Raw genomic sequence first — 17,678 nt, forward strand, 5'->3', positions numbered from 1 at the left:
CCTTCCTTCGAGAACGCACCGACGACCTGCCGGTGAGACCCCATGTTTCCGCGCGCGTTCGCCGCTCGCGAGTGGTCACTTCCTGCCATTGTCCGACGCGGCATGAACCGGCCACCGGTAACGATGGCGGCTTATTCCCGCGCATGTAGAATCTGCCAGGTCATGAATTGACGCCGAATATCGGCACGGCCGCCCGAAATGTCCAGGAGCGCAGTGCGATGACATCTTCAGCCGAGGAATATCTGCGGAATCAGCTCACCTCTTTCGAGATAAACCCGGACGCGACGGCCGCACTGGCGACGGTGTATCACCGACGGCTCGGCAAGCGCCTCTGGGCGAGCCTCGCCGAACAGGGCACGCCGCCGGGCGGACCCGACGGCTGGCGGCGGCTCACCTGGCTGCACCCGAGCGTCGTCCGCATGGTCACGGTCGGCCCGATCGACGCCCTCCACGCGGGCTACGCCATGACCGGCGGACCGTCCCGGCCGCCGCTGGAGCACCTGCCAGAGCGCGACGGCGTGCCGTGGCTCGAAGACAGCGTTCGCTACCTCGAAAACGACATCCAGCAGGTCGACACCGCCCAGTCGTTGACGCTTTCCCGGCAGCTGGCCGAAAAGTCCCGGCCCCATGTGGACCAAGCCGTCGAGGTACTCGCCAGGGTGTGGCCCGCCGCCGCGCAGGAATTCCGGACGCTGGTGCAGTCGATCGTGTATGTGGACGGCACGGTCTTCCGCTCCGCGACGGTCGAGCAGACGTACGGCGTCATCTACGCCGCGCCGCAGTCCCTGGGCAGTGTGGCCGCCGCGTTCGAGATGGTGTTGCACGAGACCGGGCATCACGCCCTGTACCTGCGGAACTCGTTCGGGCCGTTCGTGCTCAACGGCTCGGCGCTGGCCTCGCATCCGCTGCGGCCGGACCCGAGGCCGATCTTCGGCGTCCTGCATTCGGCGCACGTGCTGGCCAGGATGGCGACCGGCCTGCATCGCTGGACTACGGAGGCCGACGCTCCCGAGGAGGCGCACGAGCGACGGGAGCAGGCGCTGAAGAACCTGTCGGCGAGCCTGGACATCCTCGGCAGGGAAGCCGAGTGGACGGCTCAGGGCAGCGACTACTTCAAGGACCTTCGCGCGTGTGAGGATTCGCTCCGCGCGGCGTGACCGGGCCAGAACGTCCGAAAGGAAACGCTTCCAGATGGAACCACTGGCTTTGCCGATGCCCCGGTCCTGCCCGATGCGCCCGCCGGACCAGTACGCCGAACTGCGCGCCGGCGCGCCGCTCGCGAAGATCACGCTGCCCAGCGGGCGGACCGCCTGGTTCATCACGCGCTACGAGCACGTGCGCCGCTTTCTCACCGACCGGAATGTCAGCACGAATCGGCTGCACCCGAATTTTCCCTTTTACCTTCCCCTGTCCCGAAAATTGCGCGAAGGCGTCAACGCGTCCCTGATGAGCCTGGACCCGCCGGAGCACACGGTGCTGACCCGGATGGTGATCCCCGAGTTCACCCACAAACGCGCGCAGACGCTGCGGCCTCGCATCCAAAGGATCGTGGACGAGAACCTCACGAGGATGCTGGACGGCGATCGGCCCGCCGATCTGGTCGAAGTTCTCTGCCGCCCGATCACCTCGCAGGTCATCTGTGAGGTCATCGGCGTCCCCTACCGCGATCGCGACATCTTCCACGCCACCAGCAAGGTGATGGCCGACCGGAACGCCACCTCGCACGAACGGGACGAGGCGGACGCCACGCTCCGGAACTACCTCAGCGATGTGGTGGCGGAGAAGGCGAAGGAGGCCGTGCCAGGTGATCACCTGATCGGCCGAATCATGGCCAAGAACAAGGAAACGGGCGTACTCAGCGAGGAGGACATCGCCGCGTTGTGCCTGTCCCTCCTGACCGCCGGCCACGAGACCACGGCCAACGTCATCTCACTCGGCACGGTGCTGTTGCTCGAAAACCCCGAGCAGCTCGCCGCTTTCCGGGCCGACCCGGCACGCACCGCGGGCGCGGTGGAGGAGATCCTGCGCCACACCACCATCACCGACCCGAGCGGGCTGCGGGTGGCGCTGGCCGACATCGAGGTCGGCGACATGGTGGTCAAGGCGGGTGACGCCGTCGTCGTGTCCACCGCGGCGGCCAACTGGGATGAGACCGTCTTCCCGCATCCGGAGAAACTCGACTTCGACCGTGACGCCCGGCAGCAGCTGGCGTTCGGCCACGGCATCCACCGGTGCATCGCCCAGAACCTGGCGCGGGTGGAACTCGAGATCGTGTTCACCAGCCTGTTCGCCCGGATACCCGGCCTCCGGCTCGCCGCACCCGTCGAGGAACTGTCCTTCAAGGACGGCTCGCTCCTCTACGGCCTCCACGCGTTGCCGGTCACCTGGTGAGCGTCACCGCCGAAGAGGACACTGTCCGGTTGCTGACCCCGCTGCGGGAACGACGCTTCGCGCTGTACCTCGTCGGCCAGCTGCTCTCCCAGCTCGGCGACGGCATCTATCTCGTCACGCTGCCGTTCGTCATGCTCAACCAGGGTGGCGGACCGGCGAACCTCGGCGTGGTGCTGGCCTGCTACGGACTGTCCAGGCTCGTCTTCCTCCCGGTCGGCGGAACGCTCGCCGACCGGCTGGGCGCCCGGCCGGTGATGCTCGCCGCGGACGCGCTGCGCGCGGTCGTCGTGCTCGGTTTCGTCGTGCTCGCCGCCAACAGCCACATCCCGCTGTGGGCCATGATCACGGTCGCGGTCCCGTTGGGCGGCCTCGGCGGGATCTTCATGCCCGCCTCGTTCGCCGTGCTCCCGCAGATCGTGCGGGCAGACTCGCTCGCCGCGGGCAACTCCCTGATCCAGCTCATGCAGAGCACGTCCAGGATCGCCGGGCCCGCGCTGGGCGGAACGCTCGTCGGCGCGCTCAAGAGCGGTGTGGGACTGCTGATCGACGCGATCACGTTCCTGGTGTCCAGCCTGACCCTGATGGCGATCCGCCCGACCGGAAAGGCGGTCGAGACAACGCCTCGGCCCGCCGACGACGGCAGCGAGCTGAAGACTTGGCGATCAGTGCTGCGGTATGCCGCAGGCACTCCCCTGGTCAGGATGAACCTGCTGACCACGCTCGTGTTCAACCTCGCCGCCGTCGGCTTGATCGAGGTCGCGCTGCCGATCTTCGCCCAGGATTCGCTGGGCCGCGGCGCACCCGGCTTCGGGGTCATGATGACCGGCCTCGGTGTCGGCTCGGTCATCGGCGCGCTGCTGGGCCCGTCGCTGCTGCGCCGTCGCCGTCGCGGGCTGATCGCGCTCTGCCTCGGCATCGCCCAGGGATTGGCGCTGGCGGGTATCGCGATGGGCTCCTCGCTGGTGCTGGCGACCGCGGCGCTGTTCGTCGGCGCGTCCTTGCAGGCCACGGTGAACGTCTTCTACATGACGATGCTCCAGCGGGCCGTGCCCGCCCGAGCGCTCGGGCGGGTCATGAGCCTGATGGCCACCTGCGCCGGCCTCGCCCACCCGGTCTCCGCGCTGCTCGCCGGGACCGTGCTGGGCACGGTCGATCCGGAGGTCGTGATCGTCGTCGCCGGGCTGGGCGTGTCGGCTGCCTTCTCGGTCGGCTTCTTCAGCAGGCCGTACCGGAATCTCTGAGTCAGCTCAGGTAGCGGGCTTTGATGGCGGGCTTGTCGAGCTTGCCCGAGGCGTTGCGCGGCAGGGCGTCGACCAGTGCGGCCGTCTTGGGGACCTTGTACTTGGCGAGGCGGCCGGTCAGGTAGGTCAGGAGGTCCGACTCCGTCAACGGGGCCGCGCCGGGTTCGGGGACGACGAAGGCCGCGGGGACCTCACCCCACTTCGGGTCGGGTACACCGACGACCGCGCAGTCCGCGACCGCCGGGTGTTCGATGAGGACGGTCTCGACCTCGGCCGGGTAGATGTTCTCGCCGCCGGAGATGATCATGTCCTTGACGCGGCCGACGACCCAGCCGAAGCCTTCGTCGTCGAAGCGGACGATGTCGCCCGTGCGGAGCCAGCCGTCGGGCGTGAACGACGCGGCCTGGGCGTCGGGGGCGTTCCAATAGCCGGGACTGACGTTCGGGCCGGAAACCTGGACCTCGGAGTCGGCGAGGCGGACGTCGGTGAAGAAATGCGGAATTCCCGCCGAACCCGGTTTGCGCAGCGCGTGCTCACCGGCCAGCATCAGCACACCGGGTGACGCTTCCGTCATGCCGTACCCCTGCTGAAACCGGATTCCGCGGTCCTGGAAACGTTTCACCAGCTCCACCGGGACCGGCGAGCCACCGCAGAAAAGAAAGCGCAAGCTGGTCAGGTCGGCGTTTTCCCAAAGTGCGGAACGGGTGAGCATCTCGTGCATCGTCGGAACGCCGCCGGTGTAGCAGACGCGATAACGTTCGACAAGGCGAATCGTCTCGTCCGGGTCGAATCCGCCGGTGAGCACCACCGTGCCGCCTTTGAGAATTGCCGGCAGTGTGTCCACGTTCAGCGCGGCGGTGTGGAACAGCGGTCCGGTGACCAGAGCGACGTCGCCTTCGCGGAGGTCGACGTCGACGATGACGTTCATCGCGTTCCAGGTCAGATTGCCGTGCGTCAGCACCACGCCTTTCGCGCGGCCGGTCGTGCCCGAGGTGTAGAGGATCAGGCACGGGTCGTCGAGGCCGACGGGCGCGGGGGTGAACCCGCCTGCTTCCGTTGCCAGCGCTTCGAAATCGGGCCCGACCTCGACCGTGCGGCCGGTGAAGCCGAGCGAGGAGATGTCCGAGCCGTGCACGAGCAGCGAAGCGCCGGCGTCGGCCAGGATCGCGGTGAGTTCGGCAGGGGCGAGCCGGGTGTTCAGCGGGACGAACACGGCACCGAGCAAACCGGCGGAAAACAGTGTTTCCAATAACGCTGGGTGATTGGGGCCCAAATACGCGACCCGATCGCCAGCACCGATACCGAACGCGCGCCACGAAGCGGCCAGCGCGGTGACACGGCGTTCGAGTTCGATATAGGAATATTCCCTTTCCTGGAATATCAGCGCGGTCCGGTCACCGGCACCGCGCGCGCGACGGGCAGGCCACGATCCGATGCCGCGATTCAGCTCGTTCATGCGCACAGGATGGCCCACCGTCGCCCTTCGACGAAAGGTAGTGAACGCAACAGTTTTCCCCGGCGCGGAGCCGGAAGTGCCATCGACCGAGTACAGAGGACTTTCTCAGAAAATTCCGAGAAACGAACCTGAGACGCTTTGAAAAATCTCTCAGACTTGTCTGCGATATTCAGCGCACCTACCCCGCATACCGCTCAGGAGGACTGGTGTCCGACACCTTCCCCGCCGCGAAAGTGGCCATCGCCTATCACGGCGGACGAGGGCACACCGCCCGGCTCGGCGCGGCGGTCGCGGACGGCGCGGCGGCGGTCGGCGGGGTCGAGGTGACCCCGATCGAGGTCAGCGGGATCACCACCCCGCAGTGGCATCAGCTCGACGACGCCGACGCGATCATCTTCGGCGCGCCCACCTACATGGGCACCGCGTCGGCCGCCTTCCACGGCTTCGCCGAGGCCAGCAGCAGGCGCTGGTTCACCCGTCGCTGGGCCGACAAACTCGCCGCGGGTTTCACGAACTCCGGCTCGATGGCGGGCGACAAGTCCGGCACGCTCGCCTATTTCGCCACGCTGGCCGCGCAGCACGGCATGCTCTGGGTGACACTGGGGCTCGCGCCAGGCTGGAACTCGGGCAAGGGCAGCGAGTACGACCTGAACCGGCTCGGCTTCTACCTCGGGGCAGGCGCCCAGTCCAATGTGGACAGCAAACCGGATGTGGTGCACAAATCCGACCTGGCGACCGCCGAGCATCTCGGCGCCAGGGTCGCCACCCAGGCACGGGTCTTCGTCGCGGGCAGGCTGGCGACCCGGCCATGACCAGCACCGTCACCACGACTTCGCCGCGTTTCGTGCTCGCGGCGGCCGTCACCGCCCAGACGCTGGTGCTGCTCGACAACACCATCCTGAACATCGCCGTCGACGTGCTGTCCGACCCGGTGCGCGGCATCGGCGCCAGCGGCAGCGAGCTGGCGTGGGCCGTCAGCACCTATCCGCTGATGTTCGCGGCGCTGATCTTCACCGGCGGCGCGCTGAGCGACCGCTTCGGCCCGCGCGCGGTACTCGTCTCCGGGCTCACCGTGCTCGCGCTCGCCTCGGTCTTCGCCGCCGTCTCCGGCGACGCGACGGTGCTCGTCGTCGCTCGCGGCGTCATGGGCATCGGCGGCGCGCTGGTCACGCCTGCCACGCTCGCCATCGCGACACTCGGTGTGCCGCCGGAGCGCCGCGCCAGGGCGGTCGCGACGTGGGCGTCCGCCAGCGGTGTCGCGGTCGCGATCGGGCCGGTGCTCGGCGGCGTGCTGCTCGACCGGTTCTGGTGGGGCTCGGTCTTCCTCGTCAACGTGCCGATCGCCGCGCTGTGCGTCGTCGCCGCGTTGTCGTTCGTGCCCAAACTGTCTATTTCGGACAAACGGCCCCTCGACCCGGCGGGGCTGGTCCTGTCGATGCTCGGGCTCGGCGGGCTGGTCTTCGGCATCATCGAAGGCGGCCGCGCCGGCTGGGCCGACCCGCTCGCGCTGACGACCGCGCTCACCGGACTCGCGCTGATCGTCGCGTTCGCGCTCGTTCAGCTACGCGCGAAGCAGCCGAGTTTCGACGTCCGGCTGTTCACCCGGCCCCGGTTCGCCGGCGGCGCGCTCGGCCTGCTGCTGAGTTTCGCCGGACTCGCTGGCCAGTTGTTCTACTGCGCCTTCTATCTCCAGGGCATCCACGGGCTCTCCCCCGCGCAGGCGGGCCTTGTGATGACCGGCGCCGCGGTCGGCATCGTCGCGGGCAATCAGCTCTCGCCACGCGTCGCCGCCGCGCTCAGCACCCGCTGGACAGCGCTCGCCGGATTGCTGCTGGCCACCGCGACCTACGCGGCGTTCGTGCTCTTCGACGCGCACACCCCGCTCGTCTACCTGGTGTTGCTGCTGGTCGCGCAGGGGCTCGGCACCGGGCTGGTCATTCCGCCCGTCACCTCGGAGATGCTCGCGGTACTGCCCGCCGGGCGCACCGGGGCCGGTGCCGCGATCAGCGCCGCGACCCGTCCACTCGGCAGCACGCTCGGTGTCGCCGCGCTCGGCTCACTGCTCGCGGCCACCTACACGAACGCGGTCACGCCCGCCCTGTCCGGCCTACCCGGAGCCGCGCGTGACCAGGCGGCCGCGTCCGCTGAGGGCGCCCGCGCGGTCGGCCGGGCATTGGGCCGTCCCGAGCTCGTTTCCGCCGCCGACAACGCTTACCTGCACGCCATGGACGTCACGGCGACCGTCACCGCCGTCGTCTCGCTGCTGGGCTGCATGATCATCGTCCGGTGCTTCCGGCGGGAGGACTAGCGTGGACCTCGGACTTCGTCACCTCAAGGTCGTCGTCGCCGTCGCGGAAGCAGGCAGCATCAGCCGGGCCGCCGCCGCGCTCAGCATCGCCCAGCCTGGCCTCACCGCGCAGATCAAGCGGATCGAGCAGGATCTCGGCGGGCCGCTGTTCGAGCGCAGGCCGGAGGGTGTCGTGCCGACCGAGCTCGGCACGCATTTCGTATTGCGGGCAAGGGATCTGCTCGCGCAGTTCGACGACCTGCTGTCCACCACCCGCGCGCTCGGCGGTGAGGCGACGCCCGCGTACTCGGTGCGGATCGGCGCGAGCGGCGGCGGGAACTGGCTGCCGAGGGTGACCGGGATCGTCGCGGACCTTCTGCCCGAGCACGAGCAGTTCGTCTATGTCGAGGAGCAGCAGCACCGGCTGCTCGCGTCGTTGCGGGCAGGCAAGCTCGACCTCGGCCTGATCACCGAGTTCCCGTACCTCCCCACGCCGAGGCTGACCGGGCTCGCCTGCCTCGACCTCGGCAAGGAACCGATGCTGATCGGCCTGTCCGACCGGCATCCGCTCGCCGGGCGCGACCTCGTGAGCCTGCGCGAACTCGCCGACGAGGCCTGGGTGGTGCCGTCGGGCCGATCCGAGGAGCTGCGGCTGAGCCTGCGGCTCGCGTGCGAACGGACCGGCTTCACCCCGCGGTTCCGGCATTTCGGCGTCGACCACACCACCGCGGCCGACATCATCCGCGGCGGCCAGGCCATCGGCGCGTTCCTGGCACACGACGTCCCGGCCACCGGGCTCACGCTGGCCAGGCTGGTCGACGGTCAGCTCTGGCGGCGTACCCGGCTCGTCTGGCCGATGAACTCGCCGATCGCGGCGGTGGCCACGGAGCTCACCAGCCGGACCGGGACCGTCATGGCGAACGCCGGCTAGGGCGTGTCCTAGAACTCGCCGAGGCGGTAACCGACGCCGTGCACGGTCTGCACCGACGCGCGGCCCAGCTTGCGGCGCAGGTAGTAGACGTAGGTGTCGACGATCGAGCGGGCCTCGGTGTCCGGGAAGACCTCGTCGTGCAGCCGCTCGCGTGAATGCACCGCGCGCGGTTCGACGGCGAGTGCTGCGAGCAACGCGCATTCCCTGCCGGACAGCGGAACCGGATCACTTCCGGGCCGCACCAGGTGACGCCGTTTGAGATTGAGCCTGCTCTCGCCGAGCAGCACGAAATCCGGTTTGGCCGGCCGCCTGCGATGCAGCGCGCGCACCCGCGCGAGCAATTCCTCGACATCGAAAGGCTTGACGAGATAATCGTCGGCGCCCGCGTCGAGCCCTTCGACGCGTTCCGCTATCGCGCCGCGCGCGGTCAGCATCAAAGCACGCGTGAGCACACCCGCCACGCGCAGCCTGGTCAGCAATTCCGTGCCGGAATACACCGGCAGCCCCCGGTCGACGACGGCGACCTCGAACCGGCCGGTCAGTGCCAGCTCGAGGCCGCGGTGGCCGTCGTAAGCCCGCTCGACCACGTACCCCTCACCCGAAAGCAGGTCGGCCAGCAGGTCGGTGGTCTCCCGGTCGTCGTCGACGACGAGCACCCCGACCGATTTCGGCGGGATCGGCGCGTAGTTCCGTGCGGTAGCCATACGGCCACGTTAGGAAGGTGTCCCGCTGATTACCACGGTCACCTTCCGCCAGACGGAAAACTGACAGAAAATCGATAGAAACCACGGAGCCGGTTGACAACAAAAGCTCACCGCAAAACGGACAACAACCCGACTTCCGGTGAGTGGAAGTCATTCCGATTCGAGCTGGGCAGGCTTCCGGAAAGACCGGAAAAGCGGTCTGCCATCGATTTCACTGATCAATATCCGCCGGGAATGGCGGCCTCCGCCGCCGATTCCGCCCGGCGGGACCGTGCGAACCCGTTCTCAGTCAACTCGCTAGGCCAGATTTCCACCGGGCGAAAGCGGGGCCGACAGTTCGCGGGTGACGCCGAGCGCCGCGGTCCGGACGGCGGCCACCAGCGGCCGCACGTTCGTCGAGGACCGCACGACCAACGCCAGCGCCGCCACCAGCTTGCCTTCCGGCCCGAAGATGGGAGCCGCGACCGACGACGCCCCCATCGTCATCTCCTCCAGCGAGAACGCCACCTGGTTCTGCCGGACCTGTTCCAGCGTCTCGGCCAGCACGCCGGGCAAGGTGATGGTGTGCGGCGTGCAGCGGGCCAGCCCGTCGGCCACGATCTGGCTGAACAGCTCCGCGCCGGAGAACGCGAGGATCACCTTGCCGACGCCGGTGGCGTGCAGCGGCAGCCGCCCCGCCACCTGCGTCATCGTGTCCACGGATTTGCGGCCGGAGATCTTTTCCAGATACAGCACGCGTTTCCCGTCCCGGATGGCGAGCTGGACGTTCTCGTGGGTCGCCTCGTAGAGGTCCTCCATGAACGGCATCGCCACCGACCGCAGGTCACGGTGCCCCGGCGCGAGCGAGCCCACATGCCACAGCCGGATCCCGACCTGGAACCGGCCGTCGGCGAGGCGCTCCAGCGCGCCCCATTCGATCAGCTCCCCGGCCAGCCGGTGCGTGGTCGCGATCGGCAGACCGCTGATCCGAGCGAGTTCGCTCAACGTCAGCACCGGCGCCGCCGACGTGAACGCCGCCAGCAGCGACAGCAACCGGTTCGCGGTGCTGCGGCCTGCCTCCCTGGTGTTGCCACCCATGTCGCGTGACTCCCCTTCCACGTGCGGAACACTGGCACGGCCGGACGCCGCCCAGCCACCTACACGGACGGGAAGGCCGAAAGGTTCGACGCCGGGTATCCAGTATCGGCAAGGCGCCGTAAACGGTTCCGCGAAAATGTCGTTACTTCGTCGAAAGCGCGGGCGCCATTGGGCGGCGCGGACCCGGGCGCGGCCGAACCACACAAAAGCCACCCTTGTAACGCTGAGCGTGACATGGGCCCCCTTCGTCACGTCCAAGATCCTCCGCCCGTGCGGCGTACCGGTCTCACAGTTCGTGCCGCGACCGCCGAGCCCAGCCCGTCAACCGGACAATTCGGACACGCTGTTTACCCTCCGGCAATATAGGGGACCCCTAACTACTGCGACCCAGCTCACGGAAACTTCGCTGGACAGGCCGTTTTTTGACGTTGTCCACAATGAATGGCCCGCGCCATGCGTCAAGTCCGACATAGCGTTCCGGCGCGGTACGCGAGAGAGTGTGCCTCAGGAAACTGGGCGATGATTCCTTGATCAGGATCGTCGCCCTGAGGTGTGTCCGTCGTGGGAGGCTCAGTCGGTGTTCAGTCGTGTCGCCATCATCAACCGTGGTGAGGCCGCAATGCGTCTCATCCACGCCGTCCGGGAGCTCTCCGCGGAGACAGGAGCCCGGATCGAGACAGTCGCCCTGTACACCGATGCCGATCAGACGGCGACCTTCGTGCGGGAGGCGGACATCGCCTACTCGCTCGGGCCCGCCGCCGCTCGGCCCTACCTGAATCTGGAGCTGCTGGAGAAAGCGCTCCGCGAGACCGAGGCCGACGCCGCGTGGGTCGGCTGGGGCTTCGTCGCCGAGGACCCGGCGTTCGCCGAACTGTGCGAGAAGACCGGCGTCACCTTCGTCGGCCCGAGCGCCGAGGCGATGCGCAAACTCGGTGACAAGATCGGCTCGAAGCTGATCGCCGAAGAGGTCGGTGTGCCGGTCGCGCCGTGGAGCCGTGGCGAGGTCGCCACGCTCGAAGACGCCATCGCGGCCGCCGAGAAGATCGGCTACCCGCTGATGCTGAAGGCGACCGCCGGTGGTGGCGGGCGCGGTATCCGCCGGGTCGACTCGGCCGACGAGCTGACCGACGCCTACGAGCGCACCAGCCAGGAGGCGCTGCGCGCGTTCGGCTCCGGCGTCGTGTTCCTGGAGCGGCTGGTCTCCGGCGCGCGGCACGTCGAGGTGCAGGTCATCGCCGACGGCCAGGGCACCGCGTGGGCGCTCGGCGTCCGCGACTGCTCGGTGCAGCGGCGCAACCAGAAGGTCATCGAAGAGTCCGCGTCGCCGGTGCTCGGCCCCGAGCAGACCGCCGACCTCAAGGCCTCGGCCGAGCGGCTCGCGCTGGCCGTCGACTACAAGGGCGCGGCGACCGTCGAGTTCCTGTACCACCCCGGCGAGAAGCTGTTCGCCTTCCTCGAGGTCAACACCCGCCTGCAGGTGGAACACCCGATCACCGAGCTGACCACCAGCGTCGACCTGGTCAAGGCGCAGCTGCACGTCGCCTCCGGCGGCAAGCTGGAAGGCGAGAAGCCCGCCGAGTTCGGCCACGCCATCGAGGCGCGGCTCAACGCCGAAGACCCCGACCGCGACTTCGCGCCGTCGCCGGGCCGCATCGCGCGCCTGACGCTGCCCGCCGGTCCCGGCATCCGCGTGGACACCGGCGTCAGCGAGGGTGACAGCATCCCCGCCGACTTCGACTCGATGATCGCCAAGATCATCGCCTACGGCCGCGACCGTGACGAGGCGCTCGGCCGCCTGCGCCGCGCGATGGCCAACACCACCGTCATCATCGACGGCGGCGCGACCAACAAGAGCTTCGTGCTCGACCTGCTCGACCAGCCCGAGGTGATCGACGCCTCCGCCGACACCGGCTGGATCGACCGCGTCCGCGCCGAGGGCCGCCTGGTGCTGCACCGGCACTCCGCGATCGCGCTCGCCGCGGCCGCCATCGAGGCGTACGAGGTCGAAGAGGGCGTCGAGCGTCAGCGCCTGCTGGAGACCTCGCACGGTGGCCGCCCGCAGGTCCAGCACAAGAGCGGCCGTCCGCTCGACCTGAAGCTGCGCGGCATCGCGTACAAGGTCACCGTCGCGCGCACCGGCCCGAAGCGGTTCCGCGTCGGCGTCGCCAACGGCAGCGAGCTGCACCCGATGGACGTCGTCGTCGACCGGTTCGACGCGCACACCGGGCAGATCACCGTCAACGGCAGCCGGTTCCGCCTGGTCACCGGCACGCACGGGCCGATCCACCTGGTCGAGGTCGACGGTGTCACGCACCGCGTCAGCCTCGACGAGGGCGGCGTCGTCCGCTCCCCCGCGCCCGCGCTGGTCGTCGCGACGCCGCTGGAGGTCGGCGCCGAGGTCGAAGCCGGCGCCCCGGTGCTCGTGCTCGAGAGCATGAAGATGGAGACGGTGCTGCGCGCGCCGTTCCGCGCCAGGCTCAAGGAGTGCACGGTCTCCGTCGGCAGCCAGGTCGAGACCGGCGCCCCGCTGCTGCGCCTCGAGCCGCTCGGTGACGCCGACGAGGCCGATGGTCCCGCCGAAGAGGTCGCCGAGGTCAAGCTGGACGTCCCGGCCGAGCCGGGTGGCGTGTCGGCGGCGGACCGCGCGGCGCGCGGCCTGCAGGACCTGCGCAGCCTGCTGCTCGGTTTCGACGTCGACCCGCACGACGAGAAGCGCGCGCTCACGTCGTACCTGTTGGCACGTAAGGAACTCATCGCCGCCGGTGAGCGCACAGTGGACGGTGAGACCGAGCTGCTTAGCCTGTTCGCCGACCTTTCCGAGCTGAGCCGCAACAAGCCTGCCGGTGAAGAGTCCAAAGCGGACAGTCGGGTGCACAGCCCGCGCGAGTACTTCCACACCTATCTGCAGAGCCTCGACGTCGACCGCGCCGGGCTCTCGGAGACGTTCAAGACGCGTCTCGCCCGGGTGCTGAGCCACTACGGGATCGAGGACTTCGAGCGCACGCCGGCGCTGGAAGGCGCGGTGTTCCGCATCTTCCTCGCGCAGCAGCGTTCGGCTGCCGACGTCAAGATCATCGTCACGCTGCTGCAGCTGTGGCTCACCGAGGAGCCGCCGACCGGCGACTCGCGCGAGCCCGCGGGCCTGGTGCTGGAACACCTGGTCGCCGCGACGCAGCTGCGGTTCCCGTCCGTCGGTGACCTCGCCCGCAGCGTGGTGTTCCGCTGGTTCGCCCAGCCGCTGCTGCGCCGCAGCCGCGCCGAGGTCTACGCGGACGTCCGCGCGCACCTGCGCTACCTCGACAAGAACCCGGACGCGCCCGACCGCGCCGAGCGGATCGCGTCGATGGTCACCAGCTCCGAGCCGCTCGTCAGGCTGCTCGGCCAGCGCATCGGCCGCGACGGCATGGACCCCGTGCCGCTGCTCGAGGTGCTGACCCGGCGTTACTACCGCGACCGCTCGCTCGAGGACATCCGCACGGCGAGCGCCGAGAGCGGCACGTTCGTCGTCGCCGAGCACGTGGCCGAGGCCGAGCACACCCGCGTCGTCACCACCGCCGTCGACTTCCCCGCGCTGGGCGACGCCGTGCGCGCGGTCGGCGAGCTCGCGGCCGACCTGCCGCCGTCGGGCGACCTGGTCGCCGACCTCTACGTCACCTGGGGCGACCAGCCCGACGACGTCGACGCGATGGCCGCCGTGCTGCGCAAGGTGGTGGCCGCCGAGCCGCTGCCGCAGCAGGTCCGCCGCATCACCACGACCGTCGCCGGGCGCAGCGGCGCGGTGGTCCACCACCACTTCACCTTCCGGCCGTCGGCCGAAGGGTTCACCGAGGAGCGGCTCATCCGCGGCCTGCACCCGCAGATCGCGGTGCGCATGCAGCTGGAGCGCCTGCGCGGGTTCGACCTCACACGGCTGCCGTCGGCGGACGAAGAGGTCTACCTGTTCAAGTGCGTCGCGCCGGAGAGCCCCGGTGACGAGCGGCTCGTCGCGCTCGCCCAGGTCCGCGACCTGACCCCGTTGCGCGACAACAACGGCAAGCTGCTCGCGCTGCCGGCCGCCGAGGACATCCTGGCGACCTGCATGGACGCGATCCGCAAGGTCCAGGCGCAGCGCCCGGCCAACAAGCGGTTCGACACCAACCGGATCCTCGTCTACGTGTGGCCGACCAGCGAGCTGTCCATGGACGAGCTGAACACGCTCGCCCAGCGCGTGCTGCCGACCACCGGCGGCGCGGGCCTCGAGGAGATCCAGTTCCTGGGCCGCCGCCGCGACAAGAACACCGGCGAGCTGTCCGAGATCGCCGTGCGGATCAACGTCGACGCGAGCACCGGGGTCAAGCTGACCGTCGGCGAGCCGTCGACCGAGATGATCAAGCCGCTCGACGACTACCGTCAGAAGGTGCTGCGCGCGGCACGCCGCGGCAACGTCTACCCGTACGAGCTCACCGACCTGCTCTCCGGCCCCGACGGCTCGTTCACCGAGCACGACCTGGTCGACGGCAAGCTGGTGCCGGTCGACCGGCCGCGTGGCAAGAACAAGGCCTCGCTCGTCGCGGGTGTGGCGACCACGCCGACCAAGCGGCACCCCGAGGGCATCACCCGGGTCGTGCTGCTGGGTGACCCGACGAAGGGTCTCGGCGCGCTGTCCGAGCCCGAGTGCTCCCGCGTGATCGCCGCGCTGGACCTCGCCGAAGAGATGCAGGTGCCGCTGGAGTGGTTCTCGCTCTCGTCGGGCGCCAAGATCTCCATGGAGTCCGGCACGGAGAACATGGACTGGGTGGCGGCCGCGCTGAAGCGGATCGTCAACTTCACCCAGGACGGCGGCGAGATCAACATCGTCGTCGCGGGCATCAACGTCGGCGCCCAGCCGTACTGGAACGCCGAAGCCACGATGCTCATGCACACCAAGGGCATCCTGGTCATGACGCCCGACTCGGCGATGGTGCTGACCGGGAAGCAGGCGCTCGACTTCTCCGGTGGTGTCTCGGCCGAGGACAACTTCGGCATCGGTGGCTACGACCGCGTCATGGGTGTCAACGGGCAGGCGCAGTACTGGGCGCCGAACCTGGCAGGCGCGCGTGACGTGCTGATGGCGCACTACGACCACACCTACATCGTGCCGTCGGAGACCACCGTGCGGCGGGCCACCACCAGCGACCCGACCGACCGCGACGTCACCGTCTACCCGCACAACGCCGAGGGCAGCGACTTCACCACGGTCGGCCAGATCTTCGCCAAGGAGACCAACCCCGACCGCAAGAAGCCGTTCGACATCCGCACGGTCATGCGCGCGGTGTCCGACCAGGACCACGAGGTGCTGGAGCGCTGGGCGGGCATGGCCGACGCCGACACCGCGTCCGTGCAGGACGTGCACCTCGGCGGCTTCCCGGTCTGCCTCGTCGGCATCGAGTCGAAGTCCGTGCAGCGCCGCGGCTTCCCTCCCACCGACGGCCCGGACACCTACACCGCGGGCACCCTGTTCCCGCGCTCGTCGAAGAAGGTCGCCCGCGCGATCAACTCGGCCAGCGGCAACCGCCCGCTGGTGGTGCTGGCCAACCTGTCCGGCTTCGACGGCTCGCCCGAGTCGATGCGCAAGCTCCAGCTGGAGTACGGCGCGGAAATCGGCCGCGCGATCGTCAACTTCGAGGGCCCCATCGTGTTCACCGTGATCTCGCGGTACCACGGCGGCGCGTTCGTGGTCTTCTCGAAGGCGCTCAACCCGAACATGACGGTGCTGGCGATCGAGGGCTCGTTCGCCTCGGTCATCGGCGGCGCGCCCGCGGCGGCGGCGGTGTTCGGCAGTGAGGTCAACCAGCGCACCGCCAAGGACCCGTCGGTGCTCGAACTGGAGGCCCGCATCAGCGCGGCCTCCAGCTCCGAGAAGGCGCTGCTGACGGCCCAGCTCGCCGAACTCCGTTCCTCGGTCCGCACCGAGAAGCTGAGTGAGGTCGGCGCCGAGTTCGACGGCGTGCACAGCATCGAACGCGCCGTCCAGGTCGGCTCGGTCGACGAGATCATCTCGGCCACCGCACTCCGGCCGAAGATCATCGACGCGATCGAGCGGGGCATGAAGGACCGCTAGACCCCGTTAGTTGTGGGGGTCGTGAGTGGTACGGCCGGTTCTAACCGGTCTAAACACTCACGACCCCTGGCCTGGGGTTCGCGTGGGCGTGGCCAAGCCCGCGCTCTGGGTGACAAGGGCGGCCCTTGTCACCCAGAGCGTTGCAAGGGGGCCCCTTGTCACGTGCGCCCACTTCCGGCCGGTTCCGGCAGAGTCACCTCTCCTCGTGCGGCAGAAGGTTGTGAACGCCCCGTTCACGACGCTCAGCGTTGTCAACGAGGCGTTCACAACCTTCGGGGCACCCCACAATATGGACCAAAGCGGCATAGCGGGACGAATACCCGGCGCAGTCGCTCACCTCGGGTCGCGGAGCGAAACAAAAGCCACTTCCGTAACGCTGAGCGGAACAAGAGCCCCGTTCATTCCCTCAGGATGACCCGAGCGGTCAAGCGAACGCGGCGCCCCGAATGAGGGGTCGTTGCTCGGCGGGATCGTATCGCTTATCGTATATGACCTTGGCCTTCCGATGCTGCGAGGTGACGTCTTGACCACCGCCACCGCCGACCCGACCACGACAACGGTCGCGCGTGATTTCACCGATTTCCGGACGGTGGTGTCGCAGTCCTTCGTGCCGCTGCACGTGACCAGCGAGCACCGTGACCAGTTCCGCGGCCGGATCCGCAGCTGCGGCGCCGATGACGTCCAGCTGACCGAGGTGACCGCGTCGGCGCACGTCGTCGAGCGCACGCCGGAGCTGATCGCCAGGGCGGACCGGCACTTCTACAAGCTGAGCCTGATCCTGTCCGGGACCGGCGTGCTGAAGCAGGACAACCGCGAAGCCCGGCTGCGCCCCGGCGACGTGGCGTTGTACGACACGCACCGCCCGTACACGCTGGCGTTCGAGGAGGACTTCCGGACGCTCGTGGTGATGTTCCCGCAGCGGCTCATCGATCTCCCCCGTGACCTGGTCGGGCAGCTGACCGCCGTGCCGATGTCGGGCAAACGCGGCATGGGCAACGTCGTGGTGCCGTTCCTCGCTCAGCTCGGCAGCAACCTCGACCAGCTCGGCGGGCCGGCGGGAGTCAGGCTCGCGCACACGGCGGTCGATCTGCTCGCCACGCTCTTCGCCAGCGAGCTTGATCTCGCCCGCGCGACGGCCGGTCCGCACGACGAGCTGATGCGCCGCGTATTGGCGTATATCGACGCGAATCTCGCCTCCACCGACCTTTGCCCGGCGCAGATCGCGGGCGAGCACTACATCTCCACCCGGCATCTGCATGGGCTCTTCCATGAGCAGGGCACGACGGTTTCGGGCTGGATCCGCACTCGCCGTCTCGAACATTGCCGCCGCGAATTGCTCGATCCGGTGCATGCTTCACGGCCGGTCGCCGCCATCGCCGCGAAGTGGGGTTTCGTCGACGCGCCGCACTTCAGCCGGGTTTTCCGGACAGAGTTCGGCTGCTCGCCGAGCGAGGCGCGGCGCGGCTTGACCGTGAGCGACCGGTAGTTGCCGCCCAGCGCGTGAAGGCTGGC

11 protein-coding genes are annotated in these 17,678 nt (G+C 69.0%); 8 read left to right on the top strand and 3 right to left on the bottom strand.

Annotated features, from left to right (window positions below):
• Nucleotides 1–218 precede the first annotated feature (218 nt).
• The 3 genes from AB5J62_RS21255 to AB5J62_RS21265 are packed head-to-tail and all read left to right on the top strand — an operon-like array spanning nucleotide 219 to nucleotide 3,632.
• Nucleotides 219–1,157: an HEXXH motif-containing putative peptide modification protein gene (locus tag AB5J62_RS21255; protein ID WP_370950047.1), complete on the top strand. Its 939-nt coding sequence runs from the start codon at nucleotides 219–221 to the stop codon at nucleotides 1,155–1,157.
• 34 nt (nucleotides 1,158–1,191) lie between these two features.
• The gene (locus AB5J62_RS21260; protein ID WP_370950048.1) at nucleotides 1,192–2,391 is read left to right on the top strand and encodes a cytochrome P450; all 1,200 of its coding nucleotides are present in this window, start codon (nucleotides 1,192–1,194) and stop codon (nucleotides 2,389–2,391) included.
• On the top strand, nucleotides 2,388–3,632 hold the full coding sequence (locus AB5J62_RS21265) for an MFS transporter (RefSeq protein WP_370950049.1): 1,245 nt from the start codon (nucleotides 2,388–2,390) through the stop codon (nucleotides 3,630–3,632). Before AB5J62_RS21260 ends, AB5J62_RS21265 begins: the two co-directional genes overlap by 4 nt.
• 1 nt (nucleotide 3,633) lies before the next feature.
• Here AB5J62_RS21265 and AB5J62_RS21270 read toward each other — a convergent pair whose 3' ends face one another.
• Nucleotides 3,634–5,088 (bottom strand): long-chain fatty acid--CoA ligase, encoded by a 1,455-nt coding sequence (locus AB5J62_RS21270; RefSeq protein WP_370950050.1) that lies wholly within the window; start codon nucleotides 5,086–5,088, stop codon nucleotides 3,634–3,636.
• A 206-nt stretch (nucleotides 5,089–5,294) separates the two neighbouring features.
• On the opposite strand from AB5J62_RS21270, the gene AB5J62_RS21275 reads away from it, so the two are divergent.
• From AB5J62_RS21275 to AB5J62_RS21285, 3 genes are read left to right on the top strand one after another with little or no spacing between them, the layout of a single operon-like run.
• Nucleotides 5,295–5,900 (top strand): flavodoxin family protein, encoded by a 606-nt coding sequence (locus AB5J62_RS21275; protein WP_370950051.1) that lies wholly within the window; start codon nucleotides 5,295–5,297, stop codon nucleotides 5,898–5,900.
• Nucleotides 5,897–7,396, top strand: coding sequence for an MFS transporter (locus tag AB5J62_RS21280; protein ID WP_370950052.1), 1,500 nt, complete (start codon nucleotides 5,897–5,899; stop codon nucleotides 7,394–7,396). Before AB5J62_RS21275 ends, AB5J62_RS21280 begins: the two co-directional genes overlap by 4 nt.
• Nucleotide 7,397: 1 nt before the next feature.
• Nucleotides 7,398–8,306, top strand: coding sequence for a LysR substrate-binding domain-containing protein (locus tag AB5J62_RS21285; RefSeq protein ID WP_370950053.1), 909 nt, complete (start codon nucleotides 7,398–7,400; stop codon nucleotides 8,304–8,306).
• A gap of 8 nt (nucleotides 8,307–8,314) precedes the next feature.
• Here the strand turns inward: AB5J62_RS21285 and AB5J62_RS21290 are convergent, their stop codons facing one another.
• Together AB5J62_RS21290 and AB5J62_RS21295 are read right to left on the bottom strand one after the other, a co-directional pair.
• The gene (locus AB5J62_RS21290; protein WP_370950054.1) at nucleotides 8,315–9,010 is read right to left on the bottom strand and encodes a response regulator transcription factor; all 696 of its coding nucleotides are present in this window, start codon (nucleotides 9,008–9,010) and stop codon (nucleotides 8,315–8,317) included.
• Nucleotides 9,011–9,307: 297 nt separating this feature from the next.
• Entirely contained in the window at nucleotides 9,308–10,087 is a 780-nt protein-coding gene (locus AB5J62_RS21295) for an IclR family transcriptional regulator (protein WP_370950055.1), read from the bottom strand.
• A gap of 577 nt (nucleotides 10,088–10,664) precedes the next feature.
• On the opposite strand from AB5J62_RS21295, the gene AB5J62_RS21300 reads away from it, so the two are divergent.
• Both AB5J62_RS21300 and AB5J62_RS21305 read left to right on the top strand, forming a co-directional pair.
• Nucleotides 10,665–16,166 carry a biotin carboxylase N-terminal domain-containing protein gene (locus tag AB5J62_RS21300; protein ID WP_370950056.1) on the top strand — a complete coding sequence of 1,834 codons (5,502 nt, stop codon included), beginning with the start codon at nucleotides 10,665–10,667 and terminating at the stop codon, nucleotides 16,164–16,166.
• 523 nt (nucleotides 16,167–16,689) lie between these two features.
• Nucleotides 16,690–17,652, top strand: a complete 963-nt coding sequence (locus AB5J62_RS21305; protein WP_370950057.1) for a helix-turn-helix domain-containing protein — start codon at nucleotides 16,690–16,692, stop codon at nucleotides 17,650–17,652.
• The last annotated feature ends 26 nt before the right edge of the window (nucleotides 17,653–17,678 follow it).

The sequence above is a fragment of the Amycolatopsis sp. cg5 genome (genome assembly GCF_041346955.1).
GTDB lineage: Bacteria > Actinomycetota > Actinomycetes > Mycobacteriales > Pseudonocardiaceae > Amycolatopsis.